The 24,137-nt window shown below is 63.6% G+C and carries 24 protein-coding genes; 15 read left to right on the top strand and 9 right to left on the bottom strand.

Going from position 1 to position 24,137, the window contains the following annotated elements; genetic code table 11:
- Positions 1–909 carry an N-carbamoylputrescine amidase gene (gene aguB, locus DWF74_RS28065; protein ID WP_115582178.1) on the bottom strand — a complete coding sequence of 303 codons (909 nt, stop codon included), beginning with the start codon at positions 907–909 and terminating at the stop codon, positions 1–3.
- Positions 906–1,964 (bottom strand): agmatine deiminase family protein, encoded by a 1,059-nt coding sequence (locus tag DWF74_RS28060; RefSeq protein ID WP_115582177.1) that lies wholly within the window; start codon positions 1,962–1,964, stop codon positions 906–908. Before DWF74_RS28060 ends, aguB begins: the two co-directional genes overlap by 4 nt.
- Positions 1,965–2,101: 137 nt before the next feature.
- On the opposite strand from DWF74_RS28060, the gene DWF74_RS28055 reads away from it, so the two are divergent.
- The 4 genes from DWF74_RS28055 to DWF74_RS28040 all read left to right on the top strand — a co-directional run bounded on the left by DWF74_RS28055 (position 2,102) and on the right by DWF74_RS28040 (position 6,659).
- Complete coding sequence (locus tag DWF74_RS28055) at positions 2,102–2,977, top strand: LysR family transcriptional regulator (protein ID WP_115582176.1); 876 nt, start codon at positions 2,102–2,104, stop codon at positions 2,975–2,977.
- A 179-nt stretch (positions 2,978–3,156) separates the two neighbouring features.
- Complete coding sequence (locus tag DWF74_RS28050) at positions 3,157–3,867, top strand: FadR/GntR family transcriptional regulator (RefSeq protein ID WP_102864280.1); 711 nt, start codon at positions 3,157–3,159, stop codon at positions 3,865–3,867.
- 115 nt (positions 3,868–3,982) lie between these two features.
- The gene (lhgO, locus tag DWF74_RS28045) at positions 3,983–5,176 is read left to right on the top strand and encodes an L-2-hydroxyglutarate oxidase (protein WP_115582175.1); all 1,194 of its coding nucleotides are present in this window, start codon (positions 3,983–3,985) and stop codon (positions 5,174–5,176) included.
- Positions 5,177–5,330: 154 nt separating this feature from the next.
- On the top strand, positions 5,331–6,659 hold the full coding sequence (locus DWF74_RS28040; protein ID WP_115582174.1) for an MFS transporter: 1,329 nt from the start codon (positions 5,331–5,333) through the stop codon (positions 6,657–6,659).
- A 27-nt stretch (positions 6,660–6,686) separates the two neighbouring features.
- Here DWF74_RS28040 and DWF74_RS28035 read toward each other — a convergent pair whose 3' ends face one another.
- From DWF74_RS28035 to mqo, 3 genes are all read right to left on the bottom strand, one after another.
- Positions 6,687–7,469 (bottom strand): DeoR/GlpR family DNA-binding transcription regulator, encoded by a 783-nt coding sequence (locus tag DWF74_RS28035; protein ID WP_115582173.1) that lies wholly within the window; start codon positions 7,467–7,469, stop codon positions 6,687–6,689.
- Positions 7,470–7,537: 68 nt separating this feature from the next.
- On the bottom strand, positions 7,538–8,260 hold the full coding sequence (locus DWF74_RS28030; RefSeq protein WP_102864276.1) for a GNAT family N-acetyltransferase: 723 nt from the start codon (positions 8,258–8,260) through the stop codon (positions 7,538–7,540).
- A gap of 265 nt (positions 8,261–8,525) precedes the next feature.
- Entirely contained in the window at positions 8,526–10,163 is a 1,638-nt protein-coding gene (gene mqo / locus DWF74_RS28025) for a malate dehydrogenase (quinone) (protein ID WP_115582172.1), read from the bottom strand.
- Between the two features lie 726 nt (positions 10,164–10,889).
- Here mqo and DWF74_RS28015 point away from each other — a divergent pair.
- The 6 genes from DWF74_RS28015 (at position 10,890) to DWF74_RS27990 (ending at position 17,306) form a co-directional block, all read left to right on the top strand.
- Positions 10,890–11,384 carry a PaaI family thioesterase gene (locus DWF74_RS28015; RefSeq protein WP_102864274.1) on the top strand — a complete coding sequence of 165 codons (495 nt, stop codon included), beginning with the start codon at positions 10,890–10,892 and terminating at the stop codon, positions 11,382–11,384.
- 168 nt (positions 11,385–11,552) lie between these two features.
- Positions 11,553–12,059, top strand: coding sequence for a sigma-70 family RNA polymerase sigma factor (locus DWF74_RS28010; RefSeq protein WP_102864273.1), 507 nt, complete (start codon positions 11,553–11,555; stop codon positions 12,057–12,059).
- Positions 12,056–13,033 (top strand): FecR family protein, encoded by a 978-nt coding sequence (locus DWF74_RS28005; RefSeq protein ID WP_115582170.1) that lies wholly within the window; start codon positions 12,056–12,058, stop codon positions 13,031–13,033. The genes DWF74_RS28010 and DWF74_RS28005 overlap by 4 nt, the downstream gene beginning before the upstream one ends.
- Before the next feature lie 90 nt (positions 13,034–13,123).
- Positions 13,124–15,562 (top strand): TonB-dependent siderophore receptor, encoded by a 2,439-nt coding sequence (locus tag DWF74_RS28000; protein ID WP_115582169.1) that lies wholly within the window; start codon positions 13,124–13,126, stop codon positions 15,560–15,562.
- A 103-nt stretch (positions 15,563–15,665) separates the two neighbouring features.
- Positions 15,666–16,361, top strand: a complete 696-nt coding sequence (locus DWF74_RS27995; protein WP_115582168.1) for a hypothetical protein — start codon at positions 15,666–15,668, stop codon at positions 16,359–16,361.
- A gap of 93 nt (positions 16,362–16,454) precedes the next feature.
- The gene (locus DWF74_RS27990) at positions 16,455–17,306 is read left to right on the top strand and encodes a CAP domain-containing protein (RefSeq protein ID WP_102880092.1); all 852 of its coding nucleotides are present in this window, start codon (positions 16,455–16,457) and stop codon (positions 17,304–17,306) included.
- Positions 17,307–17,431: 125 nt separating this feature from the next.
- On the opposite strand, the gene DWF74_RS27985 is transcribed toward DWF74_RS27990, so the two are convergent.
- A complete protein-coding gene (locus DWF74_RS27985) occupies positions 17,432–18,106 on the bottom strand; it encodes an ATPase (RefSeq protein WP_115582167.1) in 675 nt (224 codons plus the stop codon).
- Positions 18,107–18,353: 247 nt separating this feature from the next.
- Between DWF74_RS27985 and DWF74_RS27980 the strand changes: the two genes are divergently transcribed.
- Positions 18,354–18,995, top strand: a complete 642-nt coding sequence (locus DWF74_RS27980; RefSeq protein ID WP_115582166.1) for a LysE family translocator — start codon at positions 18,354–18,356, stop codon at positions 18,993–18,995.
- 51 nt (positions 18,996–19,046) lie between these two features.
- On the opposite strand, the gene DWF74_RS27975 is transcribed toward DWF74_RS27980, so the two are convergent.
- From DWF74_RS27975 to DWF74_RS27965, 3 genes are all read right to left on the bottom strand, one after another.
- Positions 19,047–19,229, bottom strand: coding sequence for a DUF1289 domain-containing protein (locus DWF74_RS27975; protein WP_102864264.1), 183 nt, complete (start codon positions 19,227–19,229; stop codon positions 19,047–19,049).
- 3 nt (positions 19,230–19,232) lie between these two features.
- Positions 19,233–19,604: a hypothetical protein gene (locus DWF74_RS27970; protein WP_162884135.1), complete on the bottom strand. Its 372-nt coding sequence runs from the start codon at positions 19,602–19,604 to the stop codon at positions 19,233–19,235.
- An 85-nt stretch (positions 19,605–19,689) separates the two neighbouring features.
- Positions 19,690–21,264 carry a L,D-transpeptidase family protein gene (locus tag DWF74_RS27965; RefSeq protein ID WP_115582165.1) on the bottom strand — a complete coding sequence of 525 codons (1,575 nt, stop codon included), beginning with the start codon at positions 21,262–21,264 and terminating at the stop codon, positions 19,690–19,692.
- Positions 21,265–21,415: 151 nt separating this feature from the next.
- Here DWF74_RS27965 and DWF74_RS27960 point away from each other — a divergent pair, with 151 nt between their 5' ends.
- The 4 genes from DWF74_RS27960 to DWF74_RS27945 all read left to right on the top strand — a co-directional run bounded on the left by DWF74_RS27960 (position 21,416) and on the right by DWF74_RS27945 (position 24,099).
- Positions 21,416–22,129, top strand: coding sequence for a murein L,D-transpeptidase catalytic domain family protein (locus DWF74_RS27960; protein WP_115582164.1), 714 nt, complete (start codon positions 21,416–21,418; stop codon positions 22,127–22,129).
- Positions 22,130–22,196: 67 nt separating this feature from the next.
- Complete coding sequence (locus DWF74_RS27955; RefSeq protein WP_240321975.1) at positions 22,197–22,553, top strand: hypothetical protein; 357 nt, start codon at positions 22,197–22,199, stop codon at positions 22,551–22,553.
- Positions 22,554–22,608: 55 nt separating this feature from the next.
- Positions 22,609–23,130 (top strand): alpha-ketoglutarate-dependent dioxygenase AlkB family protein, encoded by a 522-nt coding sequence (locus DWF74_RS27950; RefSeq protein ID WP_115582163.1) that lies wholly within the window; start codon positions 22,609–22,611, stop codon positions 23,128–23,130.
- An 87-nt stretch (positions 23,131–23,217) separates the two neighbouring features.
- Entirely contained in the window at positions 23,218–24,099 is an 882-nt protein-coding gene (locus DWF74_RS27945) for an alpha/beta fold hydrolase (RefSeq protein ID WP_102864259.1), read from the top strand.
- Positions 24,100–24,137 lie beyond the last annotated feature (38 nt).

Below are 24,137 nucleotides of genomic sequence, written 5' to 3'. Positions count from 1 at the left end.
TCATGCCTCCCGGGTAGTCCAGTGGGGGTGGATGCGTTGTCCATCGAGGCTCAGCAGGGGGCCGTACATCTCCGGGCGCCGGTCACGGAAGATGCCCCAGGTGCGGCGCTCTTCGGCCATGGCCGCAAGGTCCAGGCTGTGCAACAGCACGCCGTCGGTCGTGCGATCAGCCGCGGCCAGCAGGCTGCCCTTGTGATCGCAGATAAAGGACGAGCCATAGAAATCCATATGCAGCGTCGGATCGCTGGTGGCCACTTCGCGGCCGATGCGGTTGGCCGCTACCACGGGCAGCAGATTGGCCGCAGCATGGCCGCGCATGGTCATCTGCCAGTGGTCCCGGGAATCAAGATCGGCCGCTCCCGGCTCAGAACCGATGGCGGTGGGAAACAGTAATACCTCGGCCCCTTGCAACGCCAGGCAGCGGGCGGTCTCGGGAAACCACTGGTCCCAGCAGATGCCGATCCCCAGGCGTCCGTAAGCCGTATCCCAGACCCGGAAACCGGTGTCGCCTGGGCTGAAGTATTCCTTCTCCTGATAACCCACCGCGTTGGGGATATGGGTCTTGCGGTACACCCCCAACAGGCGTCCGTCAGCGTCGGCGACGCTGAGGGAATTGAAGTAGGCCGTGCCGGCCCGCTCGAACCAGCTCAGGGGCAGCACCACCCCCAGCTCCCGGGCCAGGGCGGCGAAGCGCTTGAGTACCTGGCTGCCGGCATAGTCCTCGGCCAGGGCCAGGTGCTGGTGCTGTTGCTCGATGCAGAAGTACGGCGTGGCGAACAGTTCCTGCAGGAGGATGACCTGGGCACCTTGGGCCGCCGCTTCCCGCACCCGTTGTTCGGCGCGATCAAGGTTGCCTGGCAAGTCCCAGGTACAGGGCATCTGGACGGTAGCGACGATCAACGGGCTCATGCCAGCACCTCCAGCGGCCACAGCGGCTGCTGCTGGGTGATGCAGTGCACGCCACCGCCGCCGTGGGCCAGGTGGTTGATCCGTACCGGCACCACTTCCCGCCCGGGAAAAGCCCGGGACAACACCTGGGCCGCCGCTTGATCGGCAGCGATGCCGTAGGCCGGCATGATCACCGCGCCATTGGCCAGGTAGAAGTTGGTGTAGGACGCGCAGAACACCTCGGCCCGAGCGTCCACCGCAGCACTGGCTTCGAACAGTTCGATCAGTTCGAAGCTGCGCCCCTGGGCATCCCGGGCCAGCTCCAAGGCCCGGCGGTTCTCGCGCACCACTTCGGCGTACACCGACTCCTGATCGTGGGTAGCATCCACCAACAACACCGCTGGGCGCGCGAAGGCGCACACCCCGTCGACATGGCCATCAGTCATGTCACCGGTGACATGGTCCGGGTCACCCGGCAGCCAGATGGTCTTCTGCACCCCCAGCAAACGGCTGAAGACGTCCTCGATCTCGGCCTTGCTCAGGCCCGGGTTGCGATTGGGGTTGAGCAGCACCGACTCGGTGGTGATCAGGGTGCCCTCGCCGTCCACATGGATGGCACCGCCTTCGTTGGCCAGCGGGCTACCGAAACTGGGCAGCCCCAGCTCGTCGAGCAGGCGCCGAGCCAGGCTTCGATCCAGGTCGTGAGCCGATTTTTCACCCCAGGCATTGAAGCGCCAACTGACCCCGGCCAGGCCTTGCTGCGGATGACAGATAAAACTCGGTCCGGAGTCGCGGCACCAGCTGTCATTCACCGCCTGGGCAATCAGCTCGACATGGTCGCCACACAGCGCGCGGGCACTGTCCAGAGCCACCGGGTCCACCACCAGTTTCACCGGCTCGAAACGGGCAATGGCATTGGCCACCCGCGCAAAATCCGCCTGCACATCGGCCAGGGTCACGCCCCAGACCGACTCCCACAGGGCCTGATTGTGGGGCCAGACCATCCAGGTCGCGGCGTGGGGCGCCCACTCGGCGGGCATCCTCCAACCCTGGGTTTGATGGTGATTGCTGAACATGGGCGCTGCACCTCTGAAGTAAGGTTTTTTTATCAATCGACCAACAGGGTCGAACCATTGCGCCCATGCTATGACTTTGAAAAACCCTCAACAAACGATAGATTTAGCGCAATTCTGATCAGCAAGGCTTATCAATCATGTTGAAACACTGGCCTCCCCTGAATGCCCTGCGCGGTTTCGAAGCCGCCGCGCGCCTGGGCAGTTTCCACAAGGCCGCGCAAGAGCTGCACCTCACCCAGTCGGCCATCAGCCAGCAGATCCGCAGCCTGGAAACCTTCCTCGAACAGCCGCTGTTCCACCGCAGCGGCCGCAGCGTCACCCTCACCGATGCCGGGCATGACCTGCGCAGCACCACCCAGTCGCTGCTGCAACAACTGGCGGTGGGCATCCGTCGCCTCGAGCAGTACCGCAAGCCCAATCAGTTGGTGGTCAATACCAGCCCAGCCTTTGCCCGTCACTGGTTGCTGCCACGCCTGGGGGAGTTCCATCGCCTGCACCCCGAGGTGGACCTGTGGCTGTTCACCAGCTTCGAACCGCCGGACATGAGCACCCAGACCATCGACCTGACCCTGCGCGACGACCTCAGCGCCCAGGCCGAGTGCAGCTACCTGGAGCTGTACCACGACCGTCTGTACCCGGCCTGTCACCCGTCCCTGCTGGAGCAGCCCCAGGAGCTACGCACCACCTTGCATGGCGAACGGGAAATGGACTGGAGCCACTGGGTGGTGGAAGGCGGTACAGACATCGGCCAGCGCAGCAACGGCCTGAATTTTTCCGATCCCGGGTTGCTCCTGGACGCCGCCTGCTCCGGCCATGGGATTGCCCTGGTCAGCCAGTTGCTGGCGCAACAGGCCCGCCGTCAGGACCTGCTGGTGCCCCTGTGCGAACAGAGCGTGCGCGGCCCGACCTGGGCCTGGCTGGTTCATCGGGACAGCGAGAGCAGTGCACTGACCCGAAGCTTCTGTGAGTGGTTGCAAGCAGCACTGCTGCGCGGCAACGAGGACGCGGTGTGACCCCGCCCGCCCGGCGCCCGGAGGCATTGCCCAGCGCCAGCGAGTGGCAGCCCAGGCAACGCCTGAGCACGCGGCGCCGGGGCTCTAACGGCTACCGGCGCCGCTGCACCGTGGTTTTTTCTTGACAGTGAAAAATCCCACCCGCTATTGTCTGACAACCTGACTACCAAGGTTTCTCCATGCTTGAACTCCAGCGTCCCGACTCTCTCGTTGTGCGTGTGGTCAATGCGATCCGTACCGAGATCGACTCCGGCCGCCTGGCTCCCGAGTCGCGCCTGCCCACTGAACAGCAACTGGCCGAGCAGCTGAATGTCAGCCGCTCGGTGGTGCGCGAAGCCATTGCCCAGCTCAAGGCCGATGGCGTGCTGATCGCCCGGCGCGGCCTGGGGTCGTACATTTCCAAGACCCCGGCCGGCACGGTGTTCCGCTTCCCCCAGGCCGATGGCCGCCTGCCGGATCTGGCGCAGATGTTCGAGATGCGCCTGTGGATCGAAACCCAGGCTGCGTCGATTGCCGCCCAGCGCCGCGATGCCGCCGATCTGCAGCGCATGCAGCAAGCCCTGCAGGAAATGCACGACAAGCGCAGCGATTTCGAAGCCGCGGGGTTGGCGGACGTGGAGTTTCACCGGGCCATCGCCGAGGCCAGCAAGAACGACTACTTCGTGGCCTTCCATGATTTTCTGCGCAGCCAGCTAACCAGCGCCCGCAAGGCCGCCTGGGAAAACTCGGCGCGGCGCCAGGTCGGCGGTTCCGCCGATGCCACCCAGGAACACCAGGCGCTGTACCAGGCCATTGCCGCCGGTGATCGCCAGGCCGCCGCCGCTTGTGCCGATGCTCACTTGCGTGCCGCGGCCAAGCGCCTGGACCTGGAGCTGCCAACCCTCGACTGACACCTGCAACACGCTTCAAGCCGCAAGCGCTAGCCTGCGGTTTTTTTATCGGAACACTTAGTCTGACAACCTGATAACCAGACTTGAAACCGTTTGATCCAAGGTACCCAGAACCATGATTTATGACTTTTGCATCATCGGCGGCGGCATCGTCGGACTGGCCACGGCCATGGAGATCCTCAAGCGCCAGCCGGGCGCCTCGCTGGTGATCCTGGAAAAGGAAAATGTCCTGGCCCGGCACCAGACCGGTCACAACAGCGGGGTGATCCACGCCGGTATCTACTACGCGCCGGGCAGCCTCAAGGCCGACCTGTGCAAGCGCGGCGCCGAGGCCACCAAGCAGTTCTGCAGCGAGCACGGAATCAAGTTCGAGGTCTGCGGCAAGGTGCTGGTAGCGTCCAACGCCCTGGAAATGCAGCGCATGGAAGCCCTGTACCAGCGCTCACAACAGAACGGCCTGAAGGTGGAGCGCCTGGACGCCGAGCAACTGCGTCAGCGTGAGCCGAACATCGTCGGCCTCGGCGGGCTGTTCCTCGACGCCACCGGCATCGTCGACTACCGCGAAGTCTGCGAAACCATGGCCCGGGTGATCCGCCGCGACGGTGGAGAAATCTGCCTCAGCCAGACCGTGACCGCGATCCAGGAAAACGCCGACAGCGTCACGGTCAACAGCCATGGCGGCAGCTGGCAGGCGAAGAAACTGGTGGTCTGTGCCGGCCTGCAATCGGATCGCCTGGCGACCCTGGCCGGGGTGAAGATCGACCACCAGATCATCCCCTTCCGCGGCGAGTACTTCCGCCTGCCGGCCTCGAAGAACAACATCGTCAATCACCTGATCTACCCGATCCCCGACCCGGAGCTGCCATTCCTCGGCGTGCACCTGACCCGCATGATCGACGGCAGCGTCACCGTCGGCCCCAATGCGGTGCTGGGCCTGGGCCGGGAGAACTACAAGAAGTTCTCCATCAACTGGCGCGACGTGGCGCAGTACGCCAGCTTCCCCGGGTTCTGGAAAACCATCTGGCAGAACCTGGGTTCCGGCACCACGGAGATGAAGAACTCGCTGTTCAAGTCCGGCTACCTGGAGCAGTGCCGCAAGTACTGCCCGTCCCTGGAAGTCTCCGACCTGCTGCCCTACGAGGCGGGGATTCGCGCCCAGGCAGTGATGCGTGACGGCAGCCTGGTGCACGACTTCCTGTTCGCCCAGACCCCACGCATGTTGCACGTATGCAACGCGCCCTCGCCCGCCGCCACCTCGGCGATTCCCATTGGTTCGATGATTGCCGACAAGATTTTCCAGGCCGACTGAAACACAGGCGCGGCACGCCTTGTTGCACAGCGCTGCAGCGCTGTCTGCGGGGCCCCGTGCCGCCGGAATACCCCTCGGCAGTCCCTTTGGGGCACACCGAGCAAGACCCGCGTCAACTCGACAATAAATACAATGATCCAAGAGGATGTACACAATGACCGCAGTTGAAACCGGCATTACTGCAGCGGAAACCCCACAACAAACCCAGAAACGCCTGCGCAAGGTCGCGGCGGCCACCATCTTCGGCTCGATGCTGGAGTGGTACGACTTCTACCTTTACGCCACCATGGCGGCCATCGTCTTCTCGAAGATCTTCTTCGATAACAGCAACCCGAAAAGCGCCACGCTGATGGCCTTCTCCACCTTTGCCATCGGCTTTATCGCCCGTCCCTTCGGCGGCATCCTGTTCGGCTACCTGGGGGACAAGTTCGGCCGCAAGCAGGTGCTGGTGCTGACCTTCTGCCTGATGGGCGTGTGCACCGCACTGATCGGCCTGATCCCCAGCTACGCCTCCATCGGCATCTGGGCACCGATCCTGCTGGTGGCGATCCGCATCATCCAGGGCCTGGGGGCCGGCGCCGAACTGTCGGGCGCGGCGGTCACCTCCTATGAACACGCCAGCGAAGGCAAACGCGGCAGCCAAGGTGCCTGGCCCGCGCTGGGGCTGAACCTGGGCCTGCTGCTGTCGTCGCTGACCATTTACCTGTTGACCATCAACGGCAACGAGTTCCTGCTGGCCGGCGGCTGGCGCATTCCGTTCGTCTGCAGCATCGTCCTGGTGGCGGTGGGCCTGTGGGTGCGCAACAGCATTCCGGAAACCCCGGAGTTCAAGGAGCTGAACAAGGAAAGCCAGAAGGCCAAGGCCTCGCCCCTCAAGGCACTGTTCAAGAACGACCTCAAGGGCCTGGCGGTGGTGTTCTTCGTCGCCATTGGCTACAACGCCCTGAGCTACATCTTCAAGACCTTTTCCCTGGCCTACCTGACCCAGTACAAGAACGTCGATGTGCACGTCACTTCGCTGTCGGTGACCATCGCCAGCCTGATTGCCATCGTCGCCGTGCCCTTCTTCGGCTGGCTCTGCGACAAGTGGAGCAGCAAGACCGTGCTAATTCTGGGCGGGGTGTTCTCGCTGCTGTTCGCCTACCCGTTCCTGGCCCTGCTCAATACCGGCGAGAGCCTGATGATCTACATCGCCATCGGTGTCGGCACCGGCATCCTGGCACCGATGATGTTCGCACCTCAGGGTTCGTTCCTCAGCCGCCAGTTCCCCACCGCGACCCGCTCCTCGGGCTTTGGCACAGGGCGCGAGATCGGCACCGCGATTGCCGGCGGCCTGGCGCCACTGGGCGCCCTATCCCTGGTGACCGCCTCGGCCACGCACTCCACCGACGGCGTGGTGATCATCCTCGCGGTCGCCGCCGTGCTGGTGATGGTGTTTGCCCTCTTCGACCAGGGGCGCAAGCACTCGGCGTTCAAGAACTGACAACCCGTTGAGTCACCCAGGGGCGGCTCAGGCCAGCAGCACCTCAATCCCCAACTGGCGATAACCTTCGATATCCACCTCTGGCACTTCCTGCTCGGTCACCAGCCGCTGCAGGCGGTTGCACGGTGCGACCACAAAGGGCTCCATGGCGCCGAGTTTGTCGGCGGTGGTCACGGCGATGACTTCGGCGGCGCTGTCGAACATCGCCTGCTTGATCGGCACTTCATCGAAATGCAGGGAGCTGATGCCGATCTCCGGATGAATCGCACAGACCCCGGTGAACATCAGGTCGGCCTTGATCCCCTGGATCATCCGCAGTGCTTCATGGCCGCTGGCGGACAGGGTGGCCGGGTTGAGCTGGCCGCCCACGAGAATCACCTTGACCCCGGGGTATTCGGCCAGGGCCACGGCAATCATTGGCGAAGCGGTGACTGCGGTCAGGCGGATATCGGCCGGCAGGGACTGGGCGATATGCAAGGTGGTAGAGCCGGAATCGAACAGCACCGTCTGGCCGTCCCGCACCCATTGCACGGCAAACTGCACCAGACGCAGTTTCGCCTCGTTGGTTTCGCCGACCCGCGTGAAGTAGTCCTTGCCGCTGTCCTTGGGTCGCGGCAGCGCACCGCCATGCACCCGCTGCACCAGGCCATTGGCATCCAGCTCGGCGAGGTCGCGGCGGATGGTGTCTTCTGAAACCGCGAAGTGCCGGCTCAGCTCAGCGGCCATGACCTTGCCGTCGCGCTCCAGCAGTAGAAGGATCTTTTGTCGACGCAGGGAGGGCAGTTCGGCTGCCGGGTGCAGGTTTTGCATGTTCTTGCCCGTTTTTGCGTGTTTTCGCGAGATTAGCCAAGCCCTCTCGCGAAAACAAGCAGCCGCGCTCAGGAGATCAATTGTGGGGGCCGTGCGTTGTACAGCGCCGCCTCACCCAGGCGCTCGCGCACCAGGGCCTGGGCCTGCCGGGTCATCTGGTCCAGGTGCCGGTCGCGCTTCTTCTCCGCTTCCAGCATGGCCTTGCGCCCGTGCTGGGCCAGCAGGTAGCTGTGAATCTGCCGCACTTCCACCGATTGGTAGATCGGCGCCACGTCCAGTACCGCCAGCAGGCCATCGCTGCCATGGTCTCGGGTATTCATCAGCACTTGCGGACCGCGGGCGCCCAGCAGCTGAAAGCCCAGGGCCTCGAAACACTCCACTTTGGCCACGTGACAGGCCAGCTCGGCATGGGGATAGCGGGCACGCAGCGCCTCCAGCATCTGCCGGGCAATGCCCTGGCGTCGATGGTTTTGCCGCACCGCCATATAGGCCACGGCACAGGCCTGGGGATCGTCCTTGAGCGGCAGGTACAGGGTGAAGCCCAGCACCTGCTCAGGGTCCTGAGTGTCGGTGGCCACCACCAGCTCTACCGCGATCCCCCGGGAACCGTCCATGGCCTGCAGGTACAGGTGCACTTCGTAGCCGACGCCGTACTGGTACAGGTTGTACAGCGGGTTGCTCGGGGCAATGGCCACCGCGCTGATGTCGGTGATGTAGTCCACGACCATTTGCTGGATCTGGCTCTGGATGGCTTCGGGCGGCGGGGCTTGGAACAGGGTGATGCTGGACATCGAGGCAGTGACTCCGAGGGTTGAGGCGTGCCCGCAACGGCGGGCGCGGCAATCATACCGCGTCACGGCAAGGCACAGGCAGCCAACAAGATGCTTGAGTCGGGCTCAAGCCTCGTTGAGAAAGATACGGAGATGCTGTTTCAGAGGTACCGGCAAGACCGGCCAGTTGCGACGACATCAGGGATATCGCCGCAACCCATGCAAGATACGGCTGCACGGTGGCAGCCGCTGCGCCCCATCCGACGAACGCGGACGGGGCCGAGGCTTACAGCGCCATGTCGGCCGCTGGGTTGCTCTCTGGCTTGGCCATGCTGGCCGGAGCCTGAGGTGCAGCGCCCTTGACCGCTGGTGGCGGGGTCAGTTGCAGCACTTCGGCGGTGTAGGCCCACTCTTTGGCCACACGCTCGGGGCTGTCGTTCAGGGCGGTGCCGTAGCTCGGTACGATCTGCTTCAGCTTCTCTTGCCAGGCTGGCGTCGCGACCTGGTCCTTGAAGACTTTCTGCAGCACGCTGAGCATGATCGGCGCGGCGGTCGAGGCACCTGGGGAGGCGCCCAGCAGACCGGCGATGCTGCCGTCCTGGGAAGCGACGATCTCGGTGCCCAGTTTCAGCACGCCGCCCTTCTCTTCGTCACGCTTGATGATCTGCACGCGCTGACCGGCCTGCCACAGGCGCCAGTCTTCTTGCTTGGCGTTGGGGAAGTATTCCTTCAGGGCGTTGAAGCGGTCGTCATCCGAGAGCATCAGTTGGCCGGCCAGGTATTCCACCAACGGGTACTGTTCGATACCGACTTTGGTCATCGGCCAGAAGTTGTGGGTGGTGGTGCTGGTCAGCAGGTCGAAGTACGAACCTTCCTTGAGGAACTTGGTGGAGAAGGTAGCGAATGGGCCAAACAGGATGACCCGCTTGCCGTCCAGCACGCGAGTGTCCAGGTGCGGAACCGACATCGGCGGAGCGCCCACCGAAGCCTTGCCGTAGGCCTTGGCCAGATGCTGCTCGGCAACGCTGGCGTTCTCGGTCACCAGGAACGAGCCACCCACCGGGAAGCCGGCGTATTCGTTGGCCTCGGGAATGCCCGACTTCTGCAGCAGGTGCAGGGCACCGCCGCCGGCGCCGATGAACACGAACTTGGCGTCGGTTTCGGTTTTCGAACCGTCTTTGAGGTTCTTGTAGGTCACGCGCCACGAACCGTCTTCATTGCGCTCGATGTCCTGCACTTCGCTGGACAGCTTGAGGGCAAAGTTCGGCTGGGCTTGCAGGTGAGCGACGAACTGGCGAGTGATCTCACCGAAGTTGACGTCGGTGCCGATCGGGCTCCAGGTCGCAGCGATCTTCTGCGCCGGATCACGACCTTCCATCATCAGTGGCACCCACTTCTTGATCTGCTCGGCGTCTTCGGAGTACTGCATGCCGCTGAACAGCGGGCTGGCCTGCAGGGCCTCGTAGCGTGCCTTGAGGAACTTGATGTTGTCATCGCCCCAGACAAAGCTCATGTGCGGCGTGGAGTTGATGAACGAACGCGGGTTCTTCAGCACACCGTTCTTGACCTGCCACGACCAGAACTGGCGGGAAATCTGGAATGCTTCGTTGATCTCGATGGCCTTGGCGATCTCGATCTTGCCGTCCTTGCCTTCCGGGGTGTAGTTCAGCTCAGCCAGGGCGGAGTGACCGGTACCGGCGTTGTTCCAGCCGTTGGAGCTTTCTTCAGCCACGCCATCCAGGCGCTCGACCATCTCCATGGACCAATCGGGCTGCAGCTCATTGAGCCAGACCCCGAGGGTCGAACTCATGATGCCGCCACCGATCAGCAGCACATCCACTTTCTTCGGCTCAGCCGCGTGCGCGGACATGAGGCCTATCGACATCGCCAGCCCGATCAGGGCCGTGTTCACTTTCTTCAACATTCTGTAGTACCTACGATAGAACGCCATCCGCCGCCCCATCCTCGATCCTGCGAACTCAGTGCATTGCGAAACAGGCATTTCGCAGGCCCTGGATGAGCGCATTCAAAAGAACTGGAGGGTGGGCACACAAGGCCGACGAGACTGGCTCGACCTCAGTTTTATATCGCTCCGGCGCTGACTTCTTGTCGTTTTTGGCTTCAGCTACTTGAGTGACACTTGTTTCTCAGGACACGTCACGGGACGTAGACCAACGGGCAATGACGCCCCACTCCTTTCACCGACACCGGACTCGATTCGACGCACAACACTGACACCCGTCTACACGGGGCCAGCAGGACAAAGAAGGGTCGGGGTCAACCAAAGGAGGTAGACGAACACTGCCTGACATTGCATTCGGCGAGTTTGCCCAGACACTCCCACGCGCTTGCAAGGACCCGAACAGGCCACTTGAAGCAAAGCATAGGGGAGGTATTTCTGCACAAACGATGAACCGATTCAGCGCAAGAATATCATTACGGCATCAGCCTGTCTTGGCCGGAGCGGCTGCCCTGGCCCTCGAAAAAACCGCGACGCACTACGACACTCGCCACGATCAATGCGTCACAAAGACGCTGGCCGGTCGCTACGCCTCGGCACTGCACTGAGCCTTGGCGGTCAGCAATGGCACAGGCATCATGACCGGCCGCAAGACCTGCCAGACCATCGTCAAGGACAAGAAGAACAACCATGCACGAGACTTCCCTGCAAGACACCACCGCCCCCGAGGGCGTCTGTTTCGGCTGCGGCAGCAGCAACCACCACGGCCTGCAGATCAAGAGCCACTGGCATGAAGACGGCGTGCATGTGATCGCCGAGCACCTGCCGCAATCCCAGTACTGCGGCTGGCCGGACCTGGTCTACGGCGGCCTGATCGCGATGCTGGTGGACTGCCACTCCAACTGGACCGCCATGGCCTACCACTACCGTAACGAACAACGGGAACCGGGCAGCCTGCCGCGCATCGACTGCGTCACCGGCAACCTGGGCATCAAGTTCATCAAGCCCACGCCCATGGGCGTGCCGCTGACCCTGCGGGCCCGGGTCGACGGCGACGTGGGCCGCAAGAGCCGGGTGATCTGTGAGGTGTATGCCGGCGATGTACTGACCGCCATTGGCGACTCGGTGTTTGTTCGGGTCGATACCGGACAGCTGGCCGCCGCCGCTCATGGTCGTGAAAGCTGATCGGACAGCAGCCTCGCCCCTGAAATTGGCAGGCGTGCCCCGCCACTCCTGCCCCTCCAAAGCGCCATGACCGGCGAGGACTTCAGCACTCACATACAACGATTGCGATCCTCCGGCGCGCCCCTGTACTATTGAGAACGATTCACACTCACATCTCGGCAGGCAACGGTGCATTCATCTTCGAGCAACAAGCTGGGCTTCTTTTTCAGCGACCATCACCGTTGGCTGCTGCAGCATATTCACAGGCGCCTGGGCAATCGCGCCGACGCCGAAGACACCGCCGCCGACACCTTCTGCCAGTTGCTCGCGGCAGAGGTCGACCCGGACAGCATCGAGCAGCCACGGGCCTACTTGTCCACCATCGCCAGGCGTTTGATGTTCGATCGCCATCGTCGACGCCAGTTGGAGCAGGCCTACCTGCAGCGCTTGTCTGCCCTGCCGGAACTGCTGGCACCCTCCCCCGAAGAGCAGTTGCTGCTGGTCGAGGCCCTGGTGGCCATCGACCGGGCGCTGGACGGCCTGCCACTGATCGTCAAGACCGCGTTTCTCTACAGCCAGCTCGATGGCCTGAGCTACGTGGCCATCGCCCGCAAGCTGGAGTTGTCCGAACGCACCGTCAGCCGCTACATGAAGCAGGCCTTGCGCCAGTGCTACCTGAGTGAGCTGGCCCTGTGAGCCGGCAACCCCTGGACCCGTTGACCGAGCAGGCCATCGACTGGATGGTGCGGCTGCGCGCCGGTGATCCGGACCCGCGCCTGGAACAAGCCCTGGCCACCTGGCTGGCCAGCGATCCGGCCCACGCCCAGGCCTGGAATCACCTGCAAGAACGGCTTGGCACATCATTCAATACCTTGCGTGCTCTTGATCGACGCGTGCCCGGGCAGGCTGGCGAAGCCCGACAACTGCTGCTCAGCCCCCGCCGCTCTCGGCGCCAACTGTTGCGCGGCCTGGCCGGACTCGGCCTGCTGGGCGGCGGCCTGTGGCTGGGCGCCCAGACTCGGTATGGCGAAACCCTGCTGGCGGATGTCAGCACCGGCCGCGGCCAGCGTCGGGACGTCACCCTGGCCGACGGCAGCCACCTGAGCCTGAACGCCGACAGCGCCGTGGACCTGCGCTTCGACGACCAGCAACGGCTGGTGATCCTGCGCCATGGCCAGTTGCTGATTCAGGTTGCCGCCGACCCGCGGCGACCACTGCGAGTGCGCAGCGCCCAGGGCCAGGTCCAGGCCCTGGGCACCCGTTTCCTGGTGAGCCAGGAAGCCAGCGCCACCCGGGTCGTCGTGCTGGAGCACTCGGTGCGGCTGCGCCTGCTGACGGGCGATGAACGCGATCTGCAACAGGGGCAGGCCGCCCTGCTGCACCCCGAACGTATCGAACTGCTGGAGCAGGATCAGCGGTATCGCGGCGATTGGCTCAACGGTCGCCTCAACGTGCTGAATGACTCCCTGGAGCAGGTGGTCGCAGCCCTACGCCCTTACTGTCGGGGCTACGTGCGGGTAGCCCCTTCGGTCAGCCATCTACGGGTGCAGGGCGTGTTCCCTCTGGATCAGCCGGAACGGGCCCTCAGCGCCCTGGCGGAGACCCTGCCGATCAGGATCGATCGCTACAGCCCCTGGCTCACACTGATCCGCCCCCGCAACCAAGAATGAATATTTTTTGAAAATCACTCTTATTTGTGTCCGGTTTTCATTTCTTGTCCCACCTATCTCCTGACACGCCAACACAATCAGGAGAATTCCGTGCGCAACCCTTGGTTCCATGTCCTTCCCGCTGCCTTCGCCGTGGCTGCCCTGAACAGCCAGGCTCAGGCCCAGGAGCAGCTCCAGTCGTTCAACTTGCCGGCGGCCCCCCTGGCCGTGACGCTCAACGCCATCGCTGGCCAGAGCGGCGCCGTGCTGGCCCTGGAACCGGCGCTGGTCCAGGGCAAGCAGGCCCCGGCGGTGATTGGCCGGATGACTGCGCTGCAGGCCATGCACAGCGCGCTGGTCGGCAGCGGCCTGCAATTGAAGCTCACCGTCAGCGGCCACTACAGCGTCGAGCCGCTCCCGGCCGACGGTGCCCCCGTGCAACTGGGCATGACCAGCATCATCGAGAGCGGGCTCGACACCACCACTGAAGGCTCCGGCTCCTACGCCGCACGTGCAGTGACCATCGGCAAGGGCACCCACAGCCTGCGGGAGATTCCCCAATCGATCACGGTCATGACCCGTAAGCAGATGGATGATCAGGGCCTGACCGACCTCAAGGCCGCCGCCAACCAGACCACCGGCCTGGTGGGGGTGCAAGGGGTGGGCAAAGGCATGATCCTCTCCTCCCGCGGCTTCCAGATCGACGATTGGCAATACGATGGCGTGCCGATCCCGCGCAACACCTACTCTCTGGGCAACTGGGCGACCCAGGACCTGATCTTCTTCGACCGCCTGGAAGTGCTGCGCGGTGCCTCGGGGCTGCTGCAGGGCACCGGCAGCCCGGGGGGCGCGATCAACCTGGTGCGCAAGCGCGGCCAGAACACCCCGACCGTGACCCTGACCGGCAAGGCCGGCTCGTGGGACCACTATGGCCTGCAACTGGACGCCGGCGGCCCACTGAATGCCGCCGGTACGGTACGCGGGCGCATGGTGGCCGACGAGGACCAGAGCGATTCGTTCATCGACAAGCAATGGAGCAAGACCCACTCGCTGTACGGGTCCCTGGACTTCGATCTGAGCGACGACACCACCCTGGGCCTGGCCGCCAGCCGCTCCGAGGCCGAATCGCGGCCGATGCTCCGCGGCCTGCCGCGCTATACCGACGGCAGCACGGTGAATCTGCCGCGCTCGACCTACAGCGGCGCGCGCTGGAACCATTCGCAGATCAACGTCACCACGCTCTACGCCGACCTGGAGCACCGCTTCAACCAGGATTGGACCTTCAAGCTCGGTGCCGTGCGCATGAGCGAAAGCAACGACTCGATCCAGCAACGCATCCAGACCACCCTCCAGGGCGTCAACGCCGACGGCAGCGGCCTGCAGTACGCCGACTGGGTCACCGACTTCGACAACACCAAGATCGGCCTCGACATGAACCTCACCGGGCGCTTCGAGGGCCTGTCCATGGATCAGGAAATCACCCTGGGCGGCAACTATTCGAAACTGACCACTGACGATGTCTTCGCCCGCACCTTCAACAATGGCGGCAACATCTTCGCCATCGATCACGACCGGCCGAAGGTCAGCTACGACAGCCTGCTCAATACTCCCGGCGGACGCGGCACCCACAGTCAGTACGATGTCCGCCAGAAAGGCCTGTATGGCAGTTGGCGGATCAAGCCCATGGACGACCTGACCCTGGTGCTGGGTTCCCGGGTCAGCTGGTATGACTACCGCTACGACGCTACCAACTACCAGGCCATCAGCCACAAGGGCACCGCGGACGATCCGTCCACCATGACCGACAGCGGCGAAGTCACGCCTTACGCCGGCATCGTCTACGACCTGAGTCGCGAATGGTCGGTGTATGCCAGCTACACCGATGTGTTCGAGCCGCAGACCGCGCGCACCGCCAGCGGCTCGATACTGCAACCGGTGATTGGCAGCAACTATGAAGTCGGCCTCAAGGGCGAGCTGCTCGAAGGCCGGGTCAACACCTCCCTGGCACTGTTCCGCTACGACCAGAAAAACCGTGCCGTACAGGACACCGCCTCGGGCTACGCCTGTGACGGCTGGTACTGCTCCACCGCCTCGGGCAAGGTGCGCAGCCAGGGGCTGGAAGCCGAAGTCAGCGGCGAAGTGGTGGATCGTCTGCAGTTGTTCGCCGGCTACACCTACAACACCACCACCTTCCTTGAAGATCCGCAGGATCAGGGTCGGACATTCAGCCAATGGACCCCCAAGCACATGCTGCGGGTGTGGAGCGACTACCAGCTGGACGGTGCCTTGAGCCGGGTCAGCACCGGCCTGGGCTTCACCAGCCAGAGCCACACCCTGGGCTATGAACGCAGCTACAAGGTGCCGGGCTACACCGTCTGGAACGCCCGCATCGCCTATCAGTTGAACGACGAGGTGAGCCTGGCACTGAACGCCTACAACCTGTTCGACAAGCACTACTACATCTCTGGCTACAACCAGTTGAATGGCAACAACAACTTCGGTGATCCACGCAACTTCATGCTCAGCGTGAAGTACACACCGCAGTTCTGAATCGGCCTTGTCGCAGCGCCCCCCTGCGGGCGCTGCAGACAGCGCCGGGCTTTTGTATGATCCGCCCTCGCCCCGCCCCTTCCTGAGGACGTTTCATTTGAGCATGGACATTCAAGACATCCAGCGCAGCCTGGCAAGACCCGCGCTAAAACTCGTCGCCGGCGGCTTTCGCCCCACCCAGGCCATGGATGAAAGCTGGCTGGGTCGAGTCTTTCTGTTTCGCGAAGACGAAGAGTTGCCGCGCAACGGCGTCGGTGAAACCCTGTTGCCCTTCGCACAGCTCTATCTCCCGGCCCTGCCCTTTCACAGCCCGCTGCTGGAAGGCGTGCGGGTGCTGAGCGTGTTTGTCGCCAACCCCTTTCCCGAACCCCTGGAGCCCATGGGCGAACGTTGGCTGATCCGCGAATACCGCGACGACGAGGTGCTGGTGCGCAAGGAGCTGGTGGCTCCCGGAGCCTTCCTCAAACCCATGCCGATCAAAGCCGAAGCCGTGGCCGAGGACTTTCCGCTGTGGGACGGTGGCGGCATCCCCGATGAGGTGGAGCAGGCCATTCTCGACCTGGAACGCAGCGGCCGCATCGAGTGTTACTACGACCTGATCAGCCACTGCTATGAACACAAGCTGGGGGGCTATCCGTCCTACTGCCAATCAGGGATCGATGTCGGAGACGGTTTCAAATTCGTGATGCAGATTGCCTCCGACGCCAAGATCGGACTCAACGTGGTGGACGGCGGCAAGTTGATGTTCTGGAAGCATCGCGACACGGGCGAATGGGCGCTGTACTTCGACTTCTATTGAGACCGGCCTGTGAATAGCGATTTCATGCTCCAACGGATGAAAAGCCCGGACGCCGGGTGCATCATGAGCGCTGTCATTTCTCGGGAGACCTTCATGCCCCTGCGTCCATTGCTCTTGCCCGCCGCCGCTCTGGCGCTGGGCCTGCTGGGTTCGGCCAGCGCCATGGCCGATGATCGGTCGCAGTTGATCGAATCGATCAACGCCTACCGCAGCCAGCCGCAACGTTGCGCCAACCAGGCCTCCTCGGAGCTGCCACCGCTGGCCAGCGATCCGCGGCTGATCCTGCCCGTGGACAACGTCGGTGACCTGCAACAGGCCCTGGCACGGGCAGCCTATCCCATGGTCAATGTGCAGGCCATCAGCCTCTCCGGCCCCCGGGACGCCCAGGCGGCGATGCAAGCGGTGCGCGAGAGCTTCTGCCAGGTGGTGCTGGACCCGCAGTTCGTCGATATCGGCGTCAATCGCCAGGCCAACCAGTGGCGCATCGTCCTCGCCCGGCCGTTGCTGGCCGCCCGCCTCGGGGATTGGCAAGCCGAGGGCCAGCAATTGCTGGCACAGATCAACAGCGCCCGCAGCCAGCCCCGGCAATGCGGTGGCCAGAGCTTTGCCGCCAGCGCACCGCTGGCCTGGAACGCCACCCTGGGCAGCACCGCCGAAGCACACAGCCGGGCCATGGCCAACCAGAACTATTTCGATCACAAGGACCATGACGGCCGCACCCCGGGCGATCGCGCCGAACTGGCCGGTTATGCCGGGCAACAGGTGGGCGAGAACATCGCCGCCGGCCAGGACAGCGCGCGCAAGGTGCTGGACGGCTGGCTGGCCAGTCCCGGGCACTGCGCCAACCTGATGAACCCGGCCTACCGCGAGCTGGGTGCAGCTTATGCAGTGGACCCGAAAAGCGATGCGGGCATCTACTGGACTGCAATGTTCGGCGCGCCTTGAGGCGCCGGCTCCAGATGTGACCTGCCGACCACAGCTGCCGGCAACCCCTGGGCAGGGTTCGAGCCCGGCCATGAACGCAAACGCCCCGATCAACCGGGGCGTTTTTTTTTCAGCCAATGGTGACCTTACTGGTTGGTCGCCACCTGCCCAGCATCACCCTGGCCCACCAGCGCCTTGAGGGATGCGTCGAACTGCTTCAGCGCATTGACCTGCAGCTCGGTCTGCTGGTTGATCTGCGCGGCAATTTCCGGTGCCGCCTTGCCCCGGACCCAGACCGAAGGCAGCTCCTTGGCCTGAATGCCTTCGGCCTTGCCGATGTATTGCAGGTTGGCGTCATAGAACTTGGCGATGAACCGCGCCTCCACCTTGCGGTTGGCCTTGGTCACCAGTTGGTTGTAGGTATCGAGCATGACCACCACGTCAGGCCGGGCCTGGACCACGGCATCGAGGCTGTCATACAGGGTCACGCTACCAAAGTGTTTCTGCAACGACGCCGTCAACCAGTTGATCGCCCGTTGCGGGTCGGAACTGTCGACAAAGGCGGCACTGATGCGCGGGTCGAGCCCGGCATTTTTCGCCCCGTTCAGCGCCACCGAGTGGTAGTGCTCCAGGTACTCCAGGGTATTGAGGGTGTTTTCGCTGTACAGCAACCCTACCGACTGGGCGTGCCGCAGATCGGCGCTGCTGTCGGCCATGGGCAAGAAGTGGCAGGACATGTCATCGGCGGCGAAGGCTGTCGCAGAAGCACCGGTTCCCGCGATCAAGACAACCACAAGGGTCAATAGAGTCGAGATTCTCATCGGGTGTTTCCTTCTGCAGCCAGCACGGTGTAAGCGCCATCTTCCTCCTTTGCTGGAAAAACGGAACCTGCACTTTTTGATGATAACTATCGATTGCAGCAATGGTTGACAATAGGCACCGATTCGCCTGCGAAGGTGCAACCTCGATCACCCGCCACGACCTGCAAGACCCTCATTTTCTGGCATACAGCTGGCCACCGCCGCTATAGAATCAAGCCCCCCTTTCTCTGCAACACGAGTCCGAACCATGGATGCTCACTCGATATTGACCTACACCCTGGTGGCGGCGATCGCCATCGCCAGCCCCGGTCCTGCCACTCTGGTGGCGTTGCACAACAGCGTGGCCTACGGTGCCAAGTCGACCCTGTGGTCGTCACTGGGCAATATCAGCGGGCTGTTCTGCATGTCTGCCGCGGCCATGCTCGGCCTCGGCGCGCTGATCGCCAGTTCCGAGTGGGTTTTCAATGCGGTGAAGATCGTCGGCGCCGGCTATCTGTTCTACCTCGGTGCCAAGCAGCTGTTCAGTAAAAGCCAGCTACTGAGCGCCAGCAGCGCCGACAACGGCAAGCTCGCGCCCCCGCCGCGCCTGAAGTTGTTCAAGTCGGCCTTCCTGACCGCCGCCTCCAACCCCAAGGCGACGATCTTCTTCACCGCGCTGTTCCCGCAGTTCATCGACCAGCACGCCGCGCTGCTGCCGCAGTTCTTCATCCTGACCCTGATCTTCATGGCCCTGTCGCTGATCTCCCTCAGCGTCTATGCCGTGCTCGCTTCCCGAGCCAAGGGCGTGCTGACCCGGCCGGCGCTGTCAAAGTGGGTCAATCGCGTGGTGGGTTCGACCTTCATCTTCTTCGGTACCACTATCCTGGCGATGCGTCGGCAAACGGTCTGACCAGGCGCCTGACCGGGCACCTGATCTGCCTTGAGGGGAGTGAAGCGGCCTTCAACCCTTCTTTTTCTGCAAGGCCTTTAGCCGCGCACTGGCCCGCTGCACGGCGGCCATCTTTTCCGGGCGCTTCATGCGCTTCCATTTGCGGATGTCGTCCTTGGTCCGTCCGCAACTCACGCACAGGTCGCCGCTGAGCTGGCACAGGGCGATGCAGGGGTTGTCGATTTCCTTGGCCATGGCTCAACCCCGCCCCGGACGCAGGCGCTTGAGGCGTTGCGCCCAATCGCCGCCATTGATCCGCCGGCATTGTTCCTCGCTGTCGAAGAACACATGGGCCGCCAATGACTCAAGACGCACATCGGCCTCGCCCAAGGCGCGGGCTGTCAGTTCAATCATCCGTGAGCCCTGGCCCGCCGCCAGGGCCTGCTCCTTGTGGGCCTGGGTGTCGAAGATCCAGGCCACCACCAGGCTTGCCGGAAAGGCGGCGTAATTCACTTCGTGGGTCAACCAGGAAAAGCCGACGATCTCTGCCTTGGCGGCCTCGCAGGCTTCGGTCAGGGTGGCGGCCAGCTGGCGTTCCATGGCGGCTTGCCGGCGTTTGTCGAGTGGCATGAAGGACCTTGAGCAAGGAAAAAAAGGCCGCACAAGATACCTCAAACCCGCCACTCGCGGCGGCGCGTTGCACCTGGGCTAGCACCTACAGAAGCTTGCTACCCAAGGCGCTGGACAGGACGTCGTCGTGCCCATAGATGTCCGGCGCATACAGCAGTTGCCCATGGCTGTCGGCTTGCACCGTCCAGTAGCTGAGCAGAATCGGCACCGGCCTGGCCAGGCGGAATTCATGGGTCAGGCCGGTGGCCAGCAGTTCGTTGGTGCGCAGTCGCTCCGCCGGGCTCAGCAACCAGTCGCGCAGTTGCAGCGCCTGTTCGACCCGCACGCAGCCGGAACTGAAGGCACGGGGCCCCTTGCTGAACAGCGCCTGGCTCGGGGTGTCGTGCAAATACACGGAGAACGGATTGGGAAAACGGATGGCGATGCGCCCCAAGGGGTTGCGCGGGCCCGCCCCCTGGCGCAGAAGAATATTGCCGGGACGCTCCCAATCGACATCCTCGGGCGCGAGGGGCTGGCCATTGGCGTCCAGCACCTGCAGGTTCTGACGATTGAGGAAGCCCTGGTCACGGCGGATTTCCGGCAGTTTGTCTTCCTTGAGAATGGTCGGCGGCACCGTCCAGGTGGGGTTCAGGGTCAAGCGCGTGACCTGGGACTTCAACAGCGGGGTCTGACGCTCGGCACGGCCGACCTGGGTGCGGGTCTGCCACACCACCGCATCGTCCTGATAAAACGTCAGTTGCGCGGCCGCGACGTTGACCAACACGATATTGGGTTCGAAATCCTGGGCCAGCCAGCGCAGGCGTTCAAGGTTGATGCGCAGTTGCTCACGGCGCTGGGCCGGGCTGATATTCAGCTCCTTGAGGGTGCCCGCCCCCATCACGCCATCAGCCTGCAGCGAATGACTGAGCTGGAAATTTTTCACCGCGTTTACCAGGTCACTGCTGTAGGTATTATCGTCACTGACCTCGGGGCTTGGCAGAAAGCCGCCCAGGTACAGGCGCTGGGCCAGTTCCGGGACTCGCTTGTCCTGCATGTCCGGACGCAACAGCGGGCCACTGGCTACCGCCTGCCAACGGGGTAATGGTTGCTGGCGTTCACGGGCATAAACCTGGCGCAGGTTGCGATATTGCTCAAGATTCGGACGGGCCTGATCGAAGGCGCCGGCGAGGTTCTCCAGCCCGGGCACGGCCATCGCCAGCAACGCCGCCTGGCGATCGTCCGCCAGCGGCTGGGCCCGCCACAAGGGCTCGAAGCGGCTCTGTGACAGGCGACCGTAGTGCAGGTCCTGCAAGGCTTGCAGGTACTGATGACTGATCGCGATATCGGTGCACAGCTCATCCCCTGCTGCGCTGCTCACCGGCAGCCGATAGTGCTCCGGATCCAGGCCGTCATCGATCACCTGGGCCAATTGCGCCTGCAAGCTGGCCAGCCGATGCTCGGCGGACCACACCGGCTGCTCGCCGTTCTGGCGGTAGAACGCCTGCAACAGCAGTTGTGCGGAAGCATCCAGGCGTGGACTCAGTGCCGGGCAAGCCACCGCCACCTGGGTCAACGTCAGTTGCAGCGCACTGGGCGGCGCCAGCGCAGGGTCCTCGGCCAGCGCGACCAATGGCGCAGCGAGCAGGCACAGGCTCAAGTAACATGCGGTTTTTTTGAACAACTGCTTTACTCCAATCCGTGGCCTTCAGTGCGTTGGCCAACCGTTACGGCAGATGGGGAACAATCAGGCCTGGGATCTAAACATATAGACCAGACTGCCGGGGGAACGACAGGACGTCAGGAGCTAAAGTGATCATGGGGATGCTCTAAACATGTTGAACTTCTTGTGCCGAATCTGCCTGGCGACTATCGCCCTGGGCGCCTTTTGCAGTCCTTCCTTCGCCGCCAGCAAACCCGCTCCCGCGCTGTACAGCAGCCTCGCTCACGCCGCACCGGAACTCAATCCCCAGGCCCTGAAAAGTGCCCTGAACGCCATGCAATGCGCGGTCAACAGTGGTGCCCGACAGGCCCGGCACCTGGCGGTGATCGACTACTCGCAACCGTCCACCGCGCGGCGCCTGTGGATCTTCGACCTGCGCAGCAAAAAACTGGTGCTGCGCGACCTGGTGGCCCACGGACAGAAGTCCGGGGAAAACTTCGCCACCCAGTTCTCCAATCGCCTGGGCAGCTATCAATCCAGCCTGGGCCTGTTCCGCACCCAGGAGAGCTACGAAGGCAGCCACGGCTACTCCTTGCGCATGGACGGCCTGGAGCCCGGCTTCAATGATCGGGCCCGGGACCGGGCCATCGTGATCCATGCCGCCGACTACGTGAACCCCTTGTGGAGCCAGCGCCAGGGCCGCATCGGCCGCAGCCAGGGCTGCCCGGCGGTACGCCCGCAAGTGGCGCGCCAGGTGATAGACAAGCTCAAGGATGGCCAGTTCATGTTTTCCTGGTATCCGGACCAGCGCTGGCTGAAATCCTCGGCCTACCTCAATTGCCAGCCGCGTCAGGTGGCGAGCATCCTCAGTGCCAATGGTGGCTGAACAAAGGCGCTGAGCGCAGCGGCCAGCCCGCTGCCGGGTTGCGCCGAGCGCCGGCGACGAGATACCGTTGCCGACCTGGAACGCCACCTCGCCCGAGCCGGACCTCATGCCTTCAGCGCCCTCCCTGCTTCTCCATCATCCCGGACCACGCCCGGCCTTCTACCGAGTCGCCGAACACCTGTGGGGCGCCGGTTGCAATGTGGACTCCGATGGCGACAGCAGAACCCCCGACGACGAGCAGTGGACCGAGTTGACCCTGATACTGCGCGCCTCCCCCGAGCAACGCCTGGACATCGACCCGCTGTCCCGGGAGCCCCTGGTCTTGCTGATCCGCGCTTCTGCGGCGGACCTGGGCGCCAGGGCCGCGCACTTCATCCAGTCGGTGGCAGGCGGCACCCTCCAGGCACACATCACGGACCGATAAGGACCGGGCCCTGCCCTCTGGCAATGGCCCTCCTTCCCCCACAGGCAGCGCTTTTATGAATCCACCCGAGATCGACTTTTTCCCCGACTTCATCGCCGACCCGCAGCGGTTGTTCAACCACCTCAAGCAGGGCGTGCAATGGGACGAGCGCATGCGTGCCCGCAAGACCGCCAGCTTCGGCGCGCCCTACGACTACTCGCAGATCACCTACCCGGCGGTGCCGATGCCCCAGGCGCTGGAGCAGCTGTGCGGGCCGATCGAGCAGTTGCTGGGCTTTCGCCCCAACAACTGCCTGCTCAACTTCTATCCGGACGGCCAATCCTCCATGGGCTTCCACTCCGATGCCAACGAGCAACTGGTGGAAGGCACCGGGGTGGTGATCGTCTCCCTGGGTCACGCCCGGGCCATGGTCTTTCGCCACAAGGAAAGCGGCGCCACCTTCGACTACAGCCTGGCCAGCGGCTCGCTGCTGCACATGTCGGACGAACTGCAGAAACACTGGCTGCACGCGATCCCCAAGGCCCCGAATGCCGGTGAACGCATCAGCCTGTCGTTTCGCCAGCTCAAGACCGCGTAGTGCTGGACTCGGTCAGGATCGGCCCTTGACTCAAGGGCCGCGCCATCGACAATGCCCGGCTGTGATCACCGCTCGAATAGAGGCCCCATGCAGTTGCTCCCCTGGTCCTACCCCTGCCCCGAAGGCTTCACCCTGCGCGGCCTGCGCTCCGAACCTTCGGGCAAACCGTTGCTGCACTTCCTCCACGGCAACGGCTTCTGCTCCATGGCCTATCGTCCGCTGCTGGCCTTGCTGGCCGAATCCTTCGACCTGTGGCTCAGCGACGTCCAGGGCCATGGCGATAGCGATCATGGCGGCCCGTTTGTGGGTTGGAATCGCACCGCAGAACTGGCGGCCGAAGCCTTCGAGGCCGGGCTCAAGGCCTACGGTGACGTGCCCCGCTACGCCGTCGGCCACAGCTTTGGCGGCGTGCTCACCAGTCTGATCGTGGCCGAACGCCCCCAGCTGTTTGCCAAGGCAGTGATGCTCGACCCGGTGATTTTCAGCCCGTCGATGATCAGCTCCCTGAGGCTGCTCTCGGCCCTGGGCCTCAACCGTCGCCATACCCTGGCTCGCAAGGCCGCTGCCCGCCGCCAGCATTGGCCGGACCGCGCCTCGGCCAAGGCCGCCCTGGCCAACCGGGGGATCTTCAAGGGCTGGAGCGACGAGGCCCTGAACGCCTATGTCGAGCACGGTCTGAAAGACGACGGTCAAGGCGTAGCGCTCAAATGCTCCCCTGAGCGCGAGGTGGACATTTTCAGCAGCTTCCCGCGGCGCCTGTGGCGATCCCTGCGCCGGGTGCAGACCCCGACCCTGGTGATCCACGGGCGCGACAGCTACCCCTACGTCGCCCGCTCGATCAAACGCTGGGCCGCCCTCAACCGGCACCTGAGCACCCAGGTGATCGACGGCCAGCACTGTTTCATGCAAGTCGACCCAGTGACCAGTGCCCGCTCCATCGCAGGCTTCCTGCACACCGAAGCCCATTGAAAGCTGCGGGCCAGGCGCCCGCAAATAGATGTCATCGT

Source organism: Pseudomonas protegens, from assembly GCF_003363755.1.
GTDB classification, from domain to species: Bacteria; Pseudomonadota; Gammaproteobacteria; order Pseudomonadales; family Pseudomonadaceae; genus Aquipseudomonas; species Aquipseudomonas danubii.
Note: the sequence above shows the minus strand (reverse complement) of the source record. Positions and strands in the feature narration are given on the sequence as shown.